At 68.6% G+C, this 16,440-nt stretch carries 16 protein-coding genes; 9 read left to right on the top strand and 7 right to left on the bottom strand.

The genetic code is table 11. The annotated features are described in order from the left end of the window. Nucleotides 1–4: 4 nt before the first annotated feature. The 4 genes from HOP52_RS18365 to HOP52_RS18350 all read right to left on the bottom strand — a co-directional run bounded on the left by HOP52_RS18365 (nucleotide 5) and on the right by HOP52_RS18350 (nucleotide 4,246). Nucleotides 5–1,354, bottom strand: coding sequence for an MATE family efflux transporter (locus HOP52_RS18365; RefSeq protein ID WP_238978979.1), 1,350 nt, complete (start codon nucleotides 1,352–1,354; stop codon nucleotides 5–7). Nucleotides 1,355–1,452: 98 nt separating this feature from the next. Further along, the gene (locus tag HOP52_RS18360; RefSeq protein WP_238978977.1) at nucleotides 1,453–1,701 is read right to left on the bottom strand and encodes a YfhL family 4Fe-4S dicluster ferredoxin; all 249 of its coding nucleotides are present in this window, start codon (nucleotides 1,699–1,701) and stop codon (nucleotides 1,453–1,455) included. A gap of 104 nt (nucleotides 1,702–1,805) precedes the next feature. Next, nucleotides 1,806–2,285, bottom strand: coding sequence for a pantetheine-phosphate adenylyltransferase (coaD, locus tag HOP52_RS18355; protein ID WP_238978975.1), 480 nt, complete (start codon nucleotides 2,283–2,285; stop codon nucleotides 1,806–1,808). Between the two features lie 83 nt (nucleotides 2,286–2,368). Continuing rightward, entirely contained in the window at nucleotides 2,369–4,246 is a 1,878-nt protein-coding gene (locus HOP52_RS18350) for a beta-ketoacyl synthase (protein WP_238978997.1), read from the bottom strand. 308 nt (nucleotides 4,247–4,554) lie between these two features. Here HOP52_RS18350 and trmB point away from each other — a divergent pair, with 308 nt between their 5' ends. The 6 genes from trmB (at nucleotide 4,555) to HOP52_RS18320 (ending at nucleotide 11,819) form a co-directional block, all read left to right on the top strand. After that, on the top strand, nucleotides 4,555–5,259 hold the full coding sequence (gene trmB, locus HOP52_RS18345; protein WP_238978974.1) for a tRNA (guanine(46)-N(7))-methyltransferase TrmB: 705 nt from the start codon (nucleotides 4,555–4,557) through the stop codon (nucleotides 5,257–5,259). Nucleotides 5,260–5,324: 65 nt separating this feature from the next. Next, nucleotides 5,325–5,654, top strand: coding sequence for a DMT family transporter (locus tag HOP52_RS18340; protein WP_238978972.1), 330 nt, complete (start codon nucleotides 5,325–5,327; stop codon nucleotides 5,652–5,654). 54 nt (nucleotides 5,655–5,708) lie between these two features. Beyond that, a complete protein-coding gene (gene dacB / locus HOP52_RS18335; protein ID WP_238978970.1) occupies nucleotides 5,709–7,136 on the top strand; it encodes a D-alanyl-D-alanine carboxypeptidase/D-alanyl-D-alanine endopeptidase in 1,428 nt (475 codons plus the stop codon). 56 nt (nucleotides 7,137–7,192) lie between these two features. Further along, nucleotides 7,193–7,564 carry a diacylglycerol kinase gene (locus HOP52_RS18330; RefSeq protein WP_238978969.1) on the top strand — a complete coding sequence of 124 codons (372 nt, stop codon included), beginning with the start codon at nucleotides 7,193–7,195 and terminating at the stop codon, nucleotides 7,562–7,564. 232 nt (nucleotides 7,565–7,796) lie between these two features. Continuing rightward, the gene (gene glnE / locus HOP52_RS18325; protein ID WP_238978968.1) at nucleotides 7,797–10,778 is read left to right on the top strand and encodes a bifunctional [glutamate--ammonia ligase]-adenylyl-L-tyrosine phosphorylase/[glutamate--ammonia-ligase] adenylyltransferase; all 2,982 of its coding nucleotides are present in this window, start codon (nucleotides 7,797–7,799) and stop codon (nucleotides 10,776–10,778) included. Between the two features lie 117 nt (nucleotides 10,779–10,895). After that, nucleotides 10,896–11,819, top strand: coding sequence for a branched-chain amino acid transaminase (locus tag HOP52_RS18320; RefSeq protein WP_238978967.1), 924 nt, complete (start codon nucleotides 10,896–10,898; stop codon nucleotides 11,817–11,819). Nucleotides 11,820–12,150: 331 nt separating this feature from the next. Here HOP52_RS18320 and HOP52_RS18315 read toward each other — a convergent pair whose 3' ends face one another. From HOP52_RS18315 to HOP52_RS18305, 3 genes are all read right to left on the bottom strand, one after another. Then, nucleotides 12,151–12,555, bottom strand: a complete 405-nt coding sequence (locus HOP52_RS18315; RefSeq protein WP_238978965.1) for a hypothetical protein — start codon at nucleotides 12,553–12,555, stop codon at nucleotides 12,151–12,153. A 102-nt stretch (nucleotides 12,556–12,657) separates the two neighbouring features. Further along, nucleotides 12,658–12,966 carry an AzlD family protein gene (locus tag HOP52_RS18310; RefSeq protein ID WP_238978963.1) on the bottom strand — a complete coding sequence of 103 codons (309 nt, stop codon included), beginning with the start codon at nucleotides 12,964–12,966 and terminating at the stop codon, nucleotides 12,658–12,660. After that, nucleotides 12,963–13,679, bottom strand: a complete 717-nt coding sequence (locus tag HOP52_RS18305) for an AzlC family ABC transporter permease (protein WP_238978961.1) — start codon at nucleotides 13,677–13,679, stop codon at nucleotides 12,963–12,965. Before HOP52_RS18305 ends, HOP52_RS18310 begins: the two co-directional genes overlap by 4 nt. Nucleotides 13,680–13,991: 312 nt before the next feature. Here HOP52_RS18305 and HOP52_RS18300 point away from each other — a divergent pair, with 312 nt between their 5' ends. From HOP52_RS18300 to HOP52_RS18290, 3 genes are read left to right on the top strand one after another with little or no spacing between them, the layout of a single operon-like run. Continuing rightward, complete coding sequence (locus tag HOP52_RS18300) at nucleotides 13,992–14,165, top strand: hypothetical protein (RefSeq protein WP_238978959.1); 174 nt, start codon at nucleotides 13,992–13,994, stop codon at nucleotides 14,163–14,165. 34 nt (nucleotides 14,166–14,199) lie between these two features. After that, on the top strand, nucleotides 14,200–15,147 hold the full coding sequence (locus HOP52_RS18295; RefSeq protein ID WP_238978958.1) for a cobyrinic acid a,c-diamide synthase: 948 nt from the start codon (nucleotides 14,200–14,202) through the stop codon (nucleotides 15,145–15,147). A gap of 51 nt (nucleotides 15,148–15,198) precedes the next feature. Then, entirely contained in the window at nucleotides 15,199–16,434 is a 1,236-nt protein-coding gene (locus tag HOP52_RS18290; RefSeq protein WP_238978956.1) for a toxic anion resistance protein, read from the top strand. The last annotated feature ends 6 nt before the right edge of the window (nucleotides 16,435–16,440 follow it).

Raw genomic sequence — 16,440 nt, 5'->3', positions numbered from 1 at the left:
GCTGTCAAAGGGATGGGCGCCAGCGCGTGCGTCGGTAGTGCAGGTAGTAGCCGGTCAGCACCGCCGAGCGCACCAGGGCGAAGGTCAGAAAAGCCAGCCACAGGCCATGGTTGCCCAGGCCTTGGCTGAGCCACCATACCGGCAGGTAAACGGCCAGCCCGGCGAAGATGCTGTTGCGCATCTCGCGAATTGCCGTAGCGCCAATGAAGACGCCGTCGAACAGGTAGCTCCACACCGTGATCAGCGGCATGGCGACCATCCAGGGCAGGTAGCTGGCGGCGGTGGCGCGCACCTCCGGTAGGCTGGTAAGCAGGGAGATGAGGTACTGACCGCCCAGGGCGAAGACCAGCGCGGCCGCGGCGGCGGTGATCAGCGAGAACCAGGCCGCCGAGCGAACCGCGGCGGCGAACTCGTCCCAGCGTCGACGGCCCACGGCGCGGCCGACGATCGCCTCGGCGGCATGGGCAAAGCCGTCCAGGGCGTAGGCGGTGAGCATGATGAACTGCAGCAGTACGGCGTTGGCGGCCAGCACGGTATCTCCCTGCACGGCACCGCGGGAGGTGAAGAAGGCCATGGCGAACAGTAGCCCCAGGGTGCGTACGAAGAGATTGGCGTTGACGTGGAACAGCTCGCCGTAGGCGCCCAGCCGCAGCAGACGCTCGCGCAGGAAGCGGCCCTCGAGCAGCTTCAGCTGACGCATCACCAGCGCGCCGCCGAACGCCAGTGCCGTGTAGTCGGCGATCACCGTGGCCCAGGCCACCCCGTCGCTGGTCATGCCAAGCCCGACCACGAACAGCAGGTCGAGGGCGATATTGACGCCGTTGGTCAGCACCAGGATGGCTAGCGTCACCCGCGAGTTCTGCTGGCCGAGGAACCAGCCGAGGATGGCGTAGTTGGCCAGTACCGCCGGCGCCGAGAGGATGCGAATCTGTGCGTACTCCGCCGCCAGGGCGGTGGCCACCTCGCTGCCATCCAGCAGCCATAGGCCGAGGGCGATCAGTGGCTGGGAGAAGAGGATCAGGGCCGTGCCGATGCCCGCCGCCAGCAGCAGCGACTGGCCCAGCAGGTTGCGCACTTCGCCGTCGCTCTCCCTTCCCACCGCCTGTGAGGTGAGTCCGGTGGTGCCCATGCGCAGGAAGCCAAAGCCCCAGTAGAGAAAGCTGAACAGGGTGGCGCCCAGGGTAACCCCGGCCAGGTAGCGGGAGTCCGGCAGGTGGCCGACTACAGCGGTATCCACCAGCCCCAGCAGGGGCACGGTGATATTGGAGAGGATGATCGGCCAGGCCAGCGTCCAGATTCGGCGGCGGTCGGCAGCGTGGCGGGAAGCCTCGGGAGTGGCGGTCGTGCGGCTCACGGCAAACCTTCAGGGATGAAAACGGGCCATCTTGGCCCTGGGCTTGCCGGAACGCAACCGCTCCGCCGGAGCGGGGCGGGCGGTACAGGCGACGCCGCTCAGGCGGCGGTGATCAGGCGATACTTGGCCATCAGCTCGTCGTGGGTCTCACGGCGGTTCGGGTCCAGCGGGATGCAGTCCACCGGGCAGACCTGCTGGCACTGGGGCTCGTCGTAGTGGCCGACGCACTCGGTGCACAGGCTCGGGTCGATGACGTAGATCTCTTCCCCCGGCGAGATGGCGCCGTTGGGACATTCGGGTTCGCAGACGTCGCAGTTGATGCATTCGTCGGTGATCAGCAGGGCCATGGGGCTACCTCACGAATGGGTCCGAGCGCCTGGCCCCTCCGCCCGAGGGTGTTCGGCTGGGGCAGGACGGCGACAGGGGTGGCGCGGATCGCCGAGTATTTTAGTCAGGTATTATAATGGCTGTGCAGCGTCTCGGCGACCCTGGGATGCACCAGCCGGGAGATGTCCCCGCCGAGCTTGGCGATCTCGCGCACGATGGTGGAGGAGATATAGGAGTTCTCCACCGCAGGGGTCAGGAAGACGCTTTCCAGCTCCGGCACCTGGGCGCGGTACATGTTGGCCAACTGCAGTTCGTATTCGAAGTCGGAGACCGCGCGCAGGCCGCGCAGGATAATGCGTGCCTGCTGCTCGGCCAGCAGGTCGGTGAGCAGGCCCGAAAAGCCGATGATCTCGACGTTGTCGAGCTCGTCGACCACCTCCTCGGCGAGCGCGATGCGGGTCTCCAGCGCCAGGGTTGGGCCCTTGCCGGGGCTCGCCGAGATTGCGACTACCACCCGGTCGAACAGCCGGGAGGCGCGCTCGATCAGGTCGAAGTGGCCGTAGGTGATGGGGTCGAAGGTGCCGGGATAGACCGCGATGTTCATTCGCTCGCCGCTCGCTGGAACTGCTGGGTGGGTCAGGGTAACCGCCAGCGGCCCGGCCGACAATATCCGCCGGCCGCCGCGGTTCAGTCGTCCAGGCGGCCGAAGGGGTTGTCCGGCGCCAGGGAGACCGGGCAGGCATAGCCGGGGATATCGATCCGCTCGGCGCTGACCTCGAGCTCCGGTCCCTCCAGCACGCCCTCGCCGAAGCGATATCGGACCCGGTAGTGGCCGTGGTCGGCCTGGGCCAGGTAGGCCGCGCGTGCCTCGCGGGTGGCCTCGCGGCGCTCGCGCCAGGCGGCCAGGGCGGCGTCGCCGTGACGCCGGGCCAGCAGCCGCTCGGTCACCGCCGGGGAGAGCACCACGCCGGTGGCGTTGTTGCCGCCGAAGCCCTTGGCGTTGATCAAGGCGGTATCGGCCTGGAAGGCGCGCGGTACGCGAGAGAAGGCGAGGCGCTCGGCATGCACGTCCTTGGCCACGGCGTCCAGGGTGGGGATGCCCGGCAGCAGGCCGTGGGCGAAGCTGCCCAGGGCGCTGGCCAGCTGGTCGCCGGCGGCACCGCCTTGGGAGTGACCCACGAAGGCCTTGACCGCCACCACCGGCCAGGCGTCGATGCCATGGGCCCGGGCCACCAGGTCGAAGACGTGGGACTCGGTGACGCGGTTCTTCGGCGTGCTGGTGCCGTGGGCGTGTAGGAAGCTGCGCTGACGAAGGGCCTCCGGGCCGAGCATGTCGCGGATCAGGGCCGTGGCCTTGCCCAGGGTGACATAGTTGCCGATGCCCGGTGCCGAGATGGAGCGCTTCCAGCCGTCGGCGTTGACGTAGACGGCGGGTACGCAGCCAAGGATCTCGGCGCCCACCTCCAGGGCCAGGCTGTCGTCCAGCAGCAGCACGAACTGGCTGGACTCGGCGATGGTAAAGCCGCAGTTGCGCGCAAAGGGGCGGCAGGCGCGCTGGTAGTCGGCGTCGGTGAGCAGCTCCAGGGCGTCCAGCGCCTTGAGGCTGTCGTCATCGGCGAGCGCGCCCATGGCGCGAAAGCCCTCGATGATCTCCGGGGTCACCGGCGCATCGGCGGTGCCCACCATCACCGCCCGGCGCTGGCCGCTGCGGATGTCCTCGACCCCCAGGCGCAGGTTGTAGAGAAAGCTGGCACAGGCCCCCAGGGCGGCGCCGGTGCCGCCGACGCTGCCCAGCACATAGGCGTTCAAGAAGTCGGCCGGCATCTGACCGTAGCCCAGCGGCATCTGCTTGGAGGTGGCGCGGTTGCCGGAGACGAAGCTCTTGAGCAGGCCGCCCCAGCCCTCGTCATCGAGCTGGCCGATGGAGTTGCCGGCATAGACCGCGACCTGGTCGGGGTCGAGGCGGTCGCGCAGGGTATCCCAAGACAGCCCGCTGTCGCCCAGGCAATCGCTGGCGGCGAAGATCGCCATGGAGAGGCCGCGGGGATGGTGGACGCTGCGGTAGAGCTTGCTGGGGTCGAAGCCGCTGGGCAGCTGACCGGCGGCGCGCACCTGGGCTGGCCGGGTCTCCGGCAGCAGCACATCCAGCGCACCGGCGGGTACCGTGACCTCCAAGGTGTGGCGATCGATCTCGCGGACCTGCCAGGTGGGCGGTACCTGGTCGGGCAGCTGGCGGCGCCGTATCCGGAAGGTGAGTGGCGCCTCCAGGCCCAGGCTGGCCCGGCGGTTGGCGGGCAGCCCCGCTTCATTGAAACGCGGGTCTTCGATGCGCCGGATCAGGGTATGATCCAGCACCTGGGCGCGGCACCGCTCGGCCAGCTCGGCGGCGCCGACAGGCTCGCCGTCGGCATCGTGCCAGGTGTCGCCCCGGTGGCTGCCCAGCCCCATCAAGGCGGCCAGGCCCAGCAGTAGCGTCTGCTGGTCGTCTTCGGTCAGGGCATCGATCACGGTGCGACGAAATGCTTGATGGCCAGACGTGCGTCCGGCGGCGTTGATGCCGCCCATGCCGACGATCACCGGTAAATGAGACAAGCCGCTTTCCTCACTGTGCTGTTGATGCGAGTCAGGGTTATTAATATGAGAGGGCCGATCATAGCACCCGCCTCGCGACCCCGTCATGGGGCGCCCCGCTGGGCCTTTGTGGCCGGCGCTGAAACAAACGTTTGAAAACTGCCGGTGCCCGGTCTATGATGACGGGGCTGTTTGAGTCATACGAGTGGGTATCTGGGCGCATTCTTCCGAGGGTGCGCCATTTTTTTGTGCCGCGCGGCTGGTAGAATGCATGGCCCCGCAGCCTGGCACAGCGACCGTCCATGCACGCTTCCTCCCGCACCGTCACCACCAATCAGTCAGGCCCTCATGACGACCTGATCCGGCGCGTCGAACGTGCCCTGGCCCACCCGCTGCGCAAGCCGCTGGCCGCGCACACCCGCGACGCCTTTGCCCAGGCCGACGCCTGGCTCGGCCGGCGCGGCGCGCCGCTGATTCTGGATGCCGGCTGCGGGGTGGGGGTATCCACCCGGCGCCTGGCCGAGCGCTTCCCCGAGCATGCCGTCATCGGCGTGGATCGCAGCGCCGATCGTCTCGCTCGCGATCACGGCCCGCTGCCGGCCAATGCCCTGCTGGTGCGCGCCGACCTGGTGGACTTCTGGCGCCTGGCACTGGCGGCCGACTGGCGACCGCAGCGCCACTACCTGCTCTATCCCAACCCCTACCCCAAGGCGGCGCACCTCAAGATGCGCTGGCATGGCCATCCGGTGTTTCCGGCGCTGCTGGCGCTGGGGGGGCGGCTCGAGCTGCGTTCCAACTGGCGGCTCTATGTGGAGGAGTTCGCCCTGGCGGTGGAGCGGGCGACGGGCGAACAGGCCGAGTTGGCCCCCCACCTTCCGGACCCCTGCCTCACGCCATTCGAACAAAAGTATCATGCTAGCGGTCAGTCCCTATGGCGGCTGGTGGCTGCGTTGCCCCATTCGCCCTCTCTGGTACCCCAGCCTGACGCCGGGGCTGCGGATGGCTAGAATGGCGGGATTCCCATAGGCGCTGTCTAAAAGCCTTGTTCACCCCCCCCCTTGAGGAGTTGCTCATGGCCTTTGTCTATCTGGCCCTGGCCATTGTGGCCGAGGTGGTCGCCACCAGCGCCCTGAAGGCCTCGGATGGCTTCACCCGGCTGTGGCCCAGCGTCACCGTGGCGGTCGGCTATGTGCTGGCCTTCTATCTGCTGTCGCTGGTGCTGCGCAGCATCCCGGTGGGTATTGCCTACGCCATCTGGGCGGGGCTCGGGATCGTGCTGGTCGCCCTGGTGGGCCTGGTGGTGTATGGACAGCGTCCCGACCTGCCGGCACTGCTGGGCATGGCAATGATCATTGGCGGGGTGGTGGTGATTCAGGTGTTTTCCCGTTTTGCCGCACACTGAACCGGTGCGGCCTCATAGGCGCCCCGGCGTCGATGACTGCTAAGTGGAGACAAGATGTTGCGTCGATTCGCTGTGCTGTGTGCGCTGCTACTGCCGATGACGGCCATGGCGTCGGGGTTTACGGAGCTGGCTCGCCTGACCGAGCGAGGCTTTCTGGTCGGTGCCGAGGCGCGACTGCTGGATAGTCATGAGGTGCTAGGCGCCATCGAGCCCGACCGGCAGCTGTCGCCGGCCTCGGTCTCCAAGGCCTATGTGGCGGCGGCGGCCCTGGACCGCTGGGGGCCCCAGCACCGCTTCACCACCCGGCTGGTCAGCGATGCCGAGCTCGAGGACGGCGTCCTGCGCGGCGACCTGCTGCTGGACGGCGGCGGCGACCCGGCGCTGACCACCGAGGAGCTGTGGCGCCTGGCGCAGCGGCTGCACCAGCGCGGGGTGCGCGAGGTGGATGGCCGGCTGGTGGTCAGCCAGTGGCGCTATGGGCCGGTGGCGTGCATCACCACCGACCGCTGCCAGGCGCAGACCCGGGTGGCCAATGCCTACAGCGCGCTGCTCTCCTCGGCGGGCGTCAACTTCGGCAGCTGGTGCGTCAGCGTGGCGCCCGGCGCCGCCGCCGGGTCGCCGGCGAGCATCACCAGCTGCGACAGCCAGGTTGCCATCGTCGAGATCGACAATCGGGTCGAGACCCGGCCGCCCAACAGTGGCACCGAGCTGAATGCCGAGCGGATCACCCGCGACGGCAAGGACGTCATGGTGGTGCGTGGCCAGATCTCGCTCAACGCCGTGCCCCGGGAGGTCTATCGCGCCAGCAGTGACCCGGCCCGCCAGACCGCCCGCACTCTGAAGGCGATGCTCGAACAGAGCGGCATCCGGGTGGGCGAGAGCTACGCGGTGAGCATCGAGCCGCCCCCCGCCGGGGCGCGCACCCTGGCGGCGGTGGACGGCAAGCCGCTGCAGGAGCTGCTGCTGCGCACCATGAACTACTCCAACAACTTCATGGCCGATGTGCTGGCGCTCAACCTGGTGGAGACGCCGCGGGCCGACCTGGAGCAGGGCGCGGCGGCCATCGAACACTTCGTGGCCGGCATCCCCGACCACGGGCCGCTCAGTCTGCTCAGCGGCAGCGGCCTGACCCCGGAGAATCGGCTCTCGGCCAGCGGGGCCAACGCCCTGTTGGCCAGCATGTTCCATCGCCCCGCCCTGTTTCCGAGCTTCGTGGCCAGCTTCCAGTCGCCAGGCAACGGGGTGATGCGTTTCATCCGACGCGGGTCGCCGACCTTCCAGCATCACGTAATGCTCAAGACCGGGACCCTCAACCAGCCGGTGGCGGTGCGCGCCGTGAGCGGCTACTTTCGTACCCGCAGCGGGCGCTGGGGGGTGTTCAGCGTGATGGTCAACGGTACCGCCAATACGCCCTGGCTCAACTGGGCCCAGGTCCTCGACCCTCTGGCCGAGGACCTCACCCGCATGATCGACGCCCACTGACGGCTCGGCCACGCATTCGCAGCACAAGACGATTTCGGCAACAGGGAAGCGGCGATATGAAGCATGGACACACGGGGTGGCGGCACCTGGTCCACTCCACCGGCTACTCCCTCCAGGGGCTGCGGGCCGCCTTTCGTCATGAGTCGGCCTTTCGTCAGGAGCTCGCGCTCTGCGTGCCCCTGTTGCCGCTGGCCTGGTGGATCGGCGAGGGGCCGGTGGAGTGGATCCTGCTGGTCGGCAGCGCCCTGCTGGTACTGATCGTGGAGCTGCTCAACAGCGCCATCGAGAACGTGGTGGACCGGATCGGCACCGAGCACCACGAGCTCTCCGGGCGGGCCAAGGACATCAGCTCCGCGGCGGTGATGCTGACGCTGGTGCTGGCCGGGCTGACCTGGGGCCTGCTGGCGGGCCAGAAGCTCCTCGGCTGAAGGAAACACTGCACAAAAGCCTACACGAGCGAATCGCTGCGTTGCGCGGTGCGCGGAATCCTCACCTATACCCCATAGGCTCCGGTTCCTGTGCTCCGTGCGCCTTGCGCTTCATCTCGCTCGGTGATTTGTTCAGCGCTTCCCTAAAGGGCGGGAATCGGCTGCGGGGTGCCGCAGGCGCCCCGGCTTCGCTATGCTGGGGGCATTCGAGCGGCGAAAAGACGAGATGCCCATGGTCCCTAGCGATGACTTTCTGCCCACCGGCGACATCCCCGCGGTACTCAGGGGGCCCCTGGCCCAGGCCTGGCAGCGCCTCCACGACAGCCTGGTGCAGGCCGACAACGTCGCCGAGATGACCGGCCAGGAGCCGCCCTCGGAGAGCTGGCAGGCGCTCGCCGACTCCCGGCGTGGGGAGCTGGCCCGGGTGCTGGCGATCTCCGACTTCGCAGTTGAGACCCTGGTTCGCCACCCCGACTGGCTGCTGCACCTGGATGCCAGCGGCGAGCTGGACGAGGCCCCGGAGCCCGCTACTCTGAGCGACTGGCTGGAGGAGCGCCTGGAGGCGGCCGAGGACGAGGCCGCCCTGCATTCCGCCATTCGCCGCTTTCGGCGGGCTCGCATGCTGGGCATCGTCTGGCGCGACCTGACGCGTCCGCCCGGCACCGACATGTGGGCGACTGCCGCGGCGGTGTCGCGGCTGGCCGAGACCTGCCTGGAGGCGGCGCTCGGCTGGCTGGAGGCGCACCTCGCGCCGCGCTGGGGGCGGCCCGCGCCGCGCGGCGACGGCAGCGAGCAGCGCCTGGTGGTGCTGGGCATGGGCAAGCTGGGCGCCGGCGAGCTCAATCTCTCCTCGGATATCGACCTGATCTTCGCCTTTCCCGAGAAGGGCGAGACCCAGGGCGGGCGCAAGCCGCTCACGCACCAGGAATACTTCACCAAGCTGGGCCAGCGGCTGATTACCGCGCTTGACGCGGTCACCGCCGATGGCTTCGCCTTTCGGGTCGATATGCGGCTGCGTCCGCTGGGCGACGGCGGCCCGCTGGTGGGCAGCTTCGCCTCGCTGGCCGGCTACTACCAGGATCAGGGTCGCGAATGGGAGCGCTACGCCATGCTCAAGGCCCGGCCGGTGGCCGGCGACCGGGAGGCGGGGGATGAGCTGCTCGCCAACCTGCGCCCCTTCGTCTATCGCAAGTACCTGGACTTCGGCGCCATCGAGTCGCTGCGCGAGATGAAGGCGCTGATCAACCGCGAGGTCAAGCGCCGCGGCATGCAGGCCAACATCAAGCTGGGGCCGGGCGGCATCCGCGAGGTGGAGTTCGTGGTCCAGGCCTTCCAGCTGATCCGCGGCGGGCGCGACACCGAGCTGCAGGTCACCTCGCTCAAGACGGCGATGGAGCGGCTGCCCGACCTGGGGCTGCTGCCTCGGGAGGTGGTCGAGGAGCTGCTCCCCGACTACGTCTTCCTGCGCGACCTGGAGCACGCCCTGCAGGCGCTGGAGGACCGCCAGACCCAGAGCCTGCCCGGCGACGACCATGACCGTGAGCGGGTGGCCCTGGCGCTGGAGATGGCCGACTGGCCGGCGGTCATGGCGCGGCTCGAAGAGGTCCGCGAGCGGGTGCGGCAGCACTTCGACGCGGTGATCGCCGACCCGGAGGGGGAGGTCGAGGAGGCCGACGAGTCGCCCGAAGAGGCGGGAGGGTCGCTGGACGAGTGGCGCGCGCTGTGGTGCGGCGAGCTCGACGAGCAGGAGGCCAGCGTGCTGCTCGAGGAGGCGGGCTTTGCCGAGCCCGACACCGCGCGGCGGCGGCTGGTCACGCTGCGCCACTCACGCCAGGTGCAGGCCATGCAGCGCATCGGCTTCGAGCGGCTCGAGGCGCTGATGCCGCTGCTGCTCGATGCGGTGGCCCGCAGCGAGGCGCCGGATACCGCGCTGGAGCGGGTGCTGCCGCTGATCGAATCCGTGCTGCGGCGTACCGCCTACCTGGCGCTGCTGCGTGAGAACCCCGAGGCGCTGGGCCACCTGATGCACCTGTGCGGCGCCAGCCCCTGGATCGCCGAGCAGCTGGCGCGCCACCCGCAGCTGCTCGATGAGCTGCTCACCCCCGAGACGCTCTACACCCCGGCCGACAAGGCGAGCCTGGCTGACGAGCTGCGCCAGGCGCTGGGGCGCATCCCCGAAGACGACGAAGAGGCCCAGCTCGAGGCGCTGCGGGTGTTCAAGCACGCCCATGTGCTCCGGGTGGCCGCCTCGGACGTGGCCGGCACCCGCCACCTGATGAAGGTCAGCGACTACCTGACCTATATCGCCGAGGTCCTGCTGGAGGCGGTGCTGGCCATGGCCTGGCGCCACCTGGTGCGCAAGCATGGCTATCCGCAGGGGCGTGACGGCGAGCGTGCCGGCGATGAGCCGGAATTCCTGATCATCGGCTACGGCAAGCTGGGTGGCATCGAGCTGGGCTACGGCTCCGACCTGGACCTGGTGTTCATCCACGACGCCGACTCCCAGGCCGCTACCGACGGCGCGCGCGCCCTCGATGCGCCGGTCTTCTTCACCCGCCTGGGCCAGCGCATCATCCACCTGCTGACCGCGGTGACTCCGGCGGGGGCCCTCTATGAGGTGGATATGCGGCTGCGCCCCTCGGGCAATTCGGGCCTGCTGGTGACCTCCCTGGAGGCCTTCGCCGACTACCAGCGCCACCAGGCCTGGACCTGGGAGCATCAGGCGCTGGTGCGGGCCCGGGTGGTGGCTGGCCATCCGCGCCTGGCCGAGGGCTTCGACGCCGTGCGCCGGGAGATTCTCGGCCGCCCGCGCGACGTCGAGGCGCTGCGCCAGGAGGTGGTGGCGATGCGTCGCAAGATGCGCGACCATCTGGGCAGCAAGGGCGCAAGTGCGGCGTTTGACCTCAAGCAGGACGCCGGCGGCATGGTCGACATCGAGTTTCTATGCCAGTTCGCGGTGCTCTCCATGGGCCATGATGCGCCTGATCTATTGGCCTACAGCGACAATATTCGTATTCTGGAGACACTGGAAGCGACCGGCCGGCTACCGGGGGGCGACTGTCGGCGCCTGCGCGATGCCTATCTGGCCTATCGCAGCGCCGCCCACCGCGCCTCGCTGACCCGCGAGCCGAGCGTTGGTCGAGAGTCGGAAGTCGGCGATCACCGTGAGGCCGTCACCGTCCTCTGGCAGCGACTGCTCGAACCGGCATCCTGATCCGGCCACCCGGATTCAACGGCGGCGTGCCCTGCGGCACGCCGCCTTCGATATCGCGGCTTCCAAACACGCTTCACACACGACGAACACCACGACTCACGACAAAGGACGAATACTATGTCGATGGCTGACCGCGACGGTCTCATCTGGTTTGACGGCGAACTGGTTCCCTGGCGCGATGCACAGGTGCATGTGCTGACCCATACCCTGCACTATGGCATGGGCTGTTTCGAAGGGGTGCGCGCCTACGCCACCGATAAGGGAGCGGCGATCTTCCGTCTCAGGGAGCATACCGACCGGCTGTTCGACTCCGCCAAGATCCTCGGCATGCCCATGCCCTTCGACCGCGAGACCATTAACGAGGCGTGCCGTGCGGCGGTGCGCGAAAATGGCCTCAAGGAGGCCTACCTGCGGCCCATGGTATTCTTCGGCAGCGAAGGAATGGGTCTGCGTGCCGACAATCTCAAGACCCACGTGATCGTCGCCGCCTGGGAGTGGCCCTCCTACATGGCGCCCGAGGCGCGCGACCTGGGCATCAAGGTGCAGACCTCCTCCTTCACCCGCCATCACGTCAACATCTCGGTGACCCGCGCCAAGGCCAACGGCCAGTACATCAACTCGATGATGGCGCTGGCCGAGGCGCAGCGCGGCGGCTACGACGAGGCCCTGCTGCTCGATCCCCAGGGCTATGCGGCGGAAGGCTCCGGTGAGAACCTCTTCGTGGTCAAGAACGGCGTCATCTACACGCCGATGCTCACCTCCTGTCTCAACGGTATCACCCGCAACACCGTGTTCCGCATGGCCGAGCACCTGGGTTATGAGCTGCGCGAGAAGCTCATCACCCGCGACGAGATCTATATCGCCGACGAGGCCTTCTTCACCGGCACCGCCGCCGAAGTGCTGCCGATCCGCGAACTCGACGGCCGCTCCATCGGTGCCGGCAGGCGTGGCCCCATCACTGAGCAGATCCAGTCGATGTACTTCGACCTGGTGCGCGGCAAGCAGGCCCTGGATGCCGATTGGCTGACGCCGGTGGCCTAAGAGCGAACGGAACATTGGAGGCCCCGCGGCGTGGCTACGCGGGGCCTCGACGGCTCAGCAAAGGACGCGGCCGTCGTCAGACTATCGACTCGATCGAAAGCCGTCAGTTGGCCCCTATCACTTGTTGACCCGTCGCATCCGACGGGTCATTTTTTTGCTTCATCGCAACTTAGCGTGAATCAGTTCTGGAGGTGCATTGTAGGAGGCCGGCTCTGCCGGGCGAAGGCGCCGCAGGCGCCCATTTGGTAGCGCTCCGCGCTACTTCGCGAGCTGAAGTCGAGGCGTCGAACCGTCCCTCCCACAAAGCCTTTTCACGCCAGTCTGCGAAGAGTCATTTTTTTGCCTCGTCGTCGGCCTTCACTTCGTAGTCGCCCTCCAGCACCTGCTGGTCGCGTTCGTCGCCCCGGCTTGAGTATGTCTCCCGATAGCGGGCCTCCCGATAGCGGGCCTCCCGATAGTGGACGCTCCCGCCCACGTCTTCGGCCTGCTCGGCGCGTAGTCGCTCGAGCCGCTTTTTCATGCGGTAGCGAACGATGGGCAGCATCGCCCAGCCTAGCAGCAGGAAGAACAGCCCCAGCACGGTACCGATGATCAGCATGATGCCGAACAGCAGCCAGGTCAGGAGCATCTTCAGCCCGCCGAGGCCCCCGGATGGGCGTGTCTGGCGGGCGCGCTCCCGCCACTGCTGGGCGGCGTGCCAGGCGGGGTTGCGGCGGGGATCGTGGGGGTCGGTCATGGACGTCTCCAGCGGAAGGGGTACGCCTGAGCGATGCACCGGCGTATCGAATGGCTGGCCCTTGGAGGGCGCTAAGGGATAAATGTTCCGGTTGCCGGCAGGCTACCACAGCCGCCACAGCGCTGCGGTAAGGATGCCGGCAAGGATGGCCGGCAACGGCCGGCGGGTGGCGAGCATCACAACGAGGGTGGCGACCAGCGCCAGGCGGGCCCCCCAGTCGCCCTGAACCGCCATGGGGGTGATCACCGCCACCAGTACCGAGCCGGCCATGGCGTTGATGAAACGTTCCACCCGTGGGCCGATGGGCAGGCGCGACATGATGAAGACGCCGCCTGAGCGGGTCAGGTAGGTGACCAGGGCCATGATGACCAGGGCAGCCAAGGTGCCGGCAAGCGTCGTTGGCAGGCTCACGACGGCGTCTCCCCGCGGCTCGGCAGCAGCAGGCCCGCCAGGCCGCCGGCCAGGGCACCGACGATTACGTGGGCGTGGGGGGGTAGCCAGGCCATGGCCGCCAGGGCGGCAAGTGCCGCCGCCGCCCAGGGCAGTAGCATGCCCAGATCACGCTGTCCTCCCACCAGCATGGCCAGCAGGAAGCAGCCCATGATCACGTCGAGCCCGAAGCGTTCGGGCTGTTCGATCCCGCTGCCGAACGCTACCCCCAGCAGGGTGCCCAGCACCCAGGCCAGCCACAGGGCGATGCCGCCGCCCACCAGCATGCCGACATTGGTCGCGCCGCTGCGGTAGTCGGCGGCGGCCATGGCCCAGTTGGAGTCGCTCATCAGCACCACGCTGGCGTAGCGCTGCCGGGCTGGCAGGTGGGCCAGCCACGGCTGGATGGCCGCCCCCATCAGCAGGTGGCGGGCGTTGATGGCGAAGGTGATGGCGATCAGCGGCAGCAGCGGGATTTGGGGGCCCCACAGCTCCAGGGCGGCGAACTGCGAGGCACCGGCGAAGACCAGGGCGCTCATCAACACCGCTTCCAGACCGGAGAGGCCCCTTGACAGGGCGGCGACCCCGAAGGCCAGCCCGAACACGATCACGAACAGGCTCAGCGGCGCCATACGGCGAATGCCGACGAGGGTGCCGGCCAGATCCAGCTGGGCTCCGGGCGTGGGGCGCGTCATATCCGCGCAGCCAAGGTGATACCCGCGCCGCCGGTAGGGTGAGGGGAGGCGCTGCGGTCGGCTTGGTGGGGCGCTGGGGGAAGCGCTGCGCAGAGAGGCCTGTCGGTGAGTGGCGGCATGGTGGGATCCGGTCGGGAAAATGCTTAGCCTGCTGTGTTTCTATAGCATCGGGCCATCGGTGCCAGGATGCAATCCCCGGTGGGGTATCACGGCAGCCGGTTGCGGGCCCGTTCCTCGACGCAGTGGGCAATGGTAGTCAGCGAGGGCTGCACGTCGTAAGCTCAGGCAATACGGTAACATCGGATTTCCACCATGCGGCTCATTGGCTCGAGACGCGGCCTGCGCCGCGGCGCAACGCGACGTCGTCAGCCGCGCCGTCGCACCAAAGTGGATTTCGACCGCTGGCTCGACCGTGCAGTGGATATTGCCGTCATTACCGCGCTGCTGGTGGGGGCGCTGGCGCTGGCGTTGTCCCTGCTGCTGTGAGTGGCGCGTCGATCGGTAACGGATAGCGAGGCCTATGCTGGGATTCCTGCAGGGATTTGCCTACGGACTCTTTCTCACCTGTGTGCCCTGGTGCCTGCTGGGGCTGGCGAATCCACGCCTGGCGGTGCCTACCGAGCGTCCCGGTCGCCTGCAGGTGATCTTCCGCTACTGTCTGGTGATTCCCTTCCTCAGCATGCTGCTGTGGCTGACCTCGCTGTGGGGCGGCTTCGGGCCGAGCCTGGCGGGATGGCTGGCGGGGCTGGTGGCGATCGCCGTGGCCCTGCCGGTCGAGCGCCGCTGGTATCGCTGGCGGGAGCGGCGCCATCGCAAGCGGTTGGAGGCTCGGCTCGAGGCCGAGGCAAATCGCCGCCGGGCCGAGCAGGAGCGCGAGGCCCGCGAGGCCGGGGTGGCGGTGCTCGACCCGGCCAACCCGCCGGTGGAGGCCGACGACCTGGTGTTGGCCCTGTGCCGCGCCAAGCAGGCACTGCTCGAGGTGCGCCGTCCCGACCTGGCGATCCAGGCCGACCGCCTCTACAGCCGCTACTGCCATGTCATGGCGGTGCTGGAAGGGCGCTTCGACCGCAGTGAGCTGGCCTTCGAGCGTTCGCGCACCCTGGTCACCGAGGTGTGTCTCGGGGCGGTGGACAACCTCACCTCCATGGCCTCCCAGGCCCGCGGTGTGGTGGGGCTGGACGGCGATTTCGTGCGCCGCCGCCTGGAGCGCGAGGGCGAGCGGCTGACCGTCGAGGAGCGCATCGCCCTCAAGCGACGCCTGGAGCTGATCGAAGGCACCGAGCGGCGCCTGCGCCACCTCGCCGCGCGCAACGAGTCGGCCCTGACCGTGCTCGACGATACCGCGGTGGCCATGGCGCGCATCGAGACCGGCCGACCGCAGGCCTCGGTGGCCACCGACCAGGCGCTGGAGGAGCTGCGTCGCTTCGTTGGGCGCGCCGAGCGCTACGGGCGCAGCGGACAGCGTTAGGTGCGGCACACTGCTAGCTTTGAGGTAGGACTCAGGGGGATATAGGTGCATATGAATCAGCAGTCCGACAAGGGCTCCCGGCTGTCGCTGCCGCCGGTGGAGGAGATCGCCCGCCAGCTGGTGGAGACGGCCCCCGAGGCCGAGGAGCATGACGAGGCCGTGAACCACGACCCCGAGCTGGTGGCCATGGCCGAGGCCTTCGCCGACGAGGTCCTGGCCGGGGCCGAGGATGCCGCGACCCTGGCGCAGCAGCGCCGGGCGGTGGACGAAATGGGGCTCGAGCTCCAGCAGCAGGCCGCCCATCAGAGCGCGATGTTGCAGACGCCGCTGCGCAAGCTGGCGCATCACGGCGACGACGGGGGGCCGGTGGCCCAGGCGCTGGTCGACCTGCGGGGCAAGATGCAGGCGCTGGACCCGCGCCAGCACCGGCTGTCGACGGGGCGACTCGACCGGGTGTTGGCGAAGATCCCCGGCGCCGGCAGCCGCCTGCAGCGCTACTTCCGCAAGTTCGAGAATGCCCAGCAGGCGCTGGATGCGATCATTGCCGACCTGGAGGCCGGACGCGACATGCTGCATCGCGACAACCTGACCCTGGGCGACGACCAGGAGGCGTTGCGCGAGATCCTCGCGGGGCTGAACCGTCAGATCGCCCTGGGCCGGCTGATCGACCGTCGGCTGCATCAGGCCGTGTCGCGTCTCGATGATGACAGCCCCCGGCGCCGCTTCATCGAGGAGGAGCTGCTGTTTCCGCTGCGTCAGCGCATCGTCGATCTGCAGCAGCAGGTGGCGGTCAGCCAGCAGGGGGTGCTGGCGCTGGAGGTGATCATCCGCAACAACCGCGAGCTGATGCGCGGGGTGGACCGGGCCATCCATGTCACCGTCTCCGCGCTCACCGTGGCCATCGCCGTGGCCCTGGCGCTGGCCAACCAGCGGCTGGTGCTGGACCGCGTCGAGTCCCTCAACGCCACCACCTCGGAGATGATCGCCGGCACCGCCAAGGCGCTGCGCCACCAGGGGGTGGAGATCCAGACCCGCGCCTCCTCGGCGCTGCTCGACATGCAGTCGCTGGAGGAGGCCTTCGGCGATGTCATGGCGGCCATCGACGATCTATCCCGCTATCGGCAGGAGGCGCTGCCGCAGCTGGATGACCAAATCAACCGCCTCGGGACCCTGGCGAGGCAGGGCGGCGAGGCGATCGAGCGGCTGCAGCGGGGCAGCGAGGCCCAGCCGGAGGAGCCGCCGGGCGGACGGAGCGCGACGCCGGATGGCAGGGGAGAGCGCGGCTGAGGTGGG

It is taken from the genome of Billgrantia campisalis (assembly GCF_022341425.1).
GTDB classification, from domain to species: domain Bacteria; phylum Pseudomonadota; class Gammaproteobacteria; order Pseudomonadales; family Halomonadaceae; genus Halomonas; species Halomonas campisalis.
The sequence above is the reverse complement of the archived record's forward strand: the minus strand, read 5'-3'. Positions and strand labels throughout refer to the sequence as shown.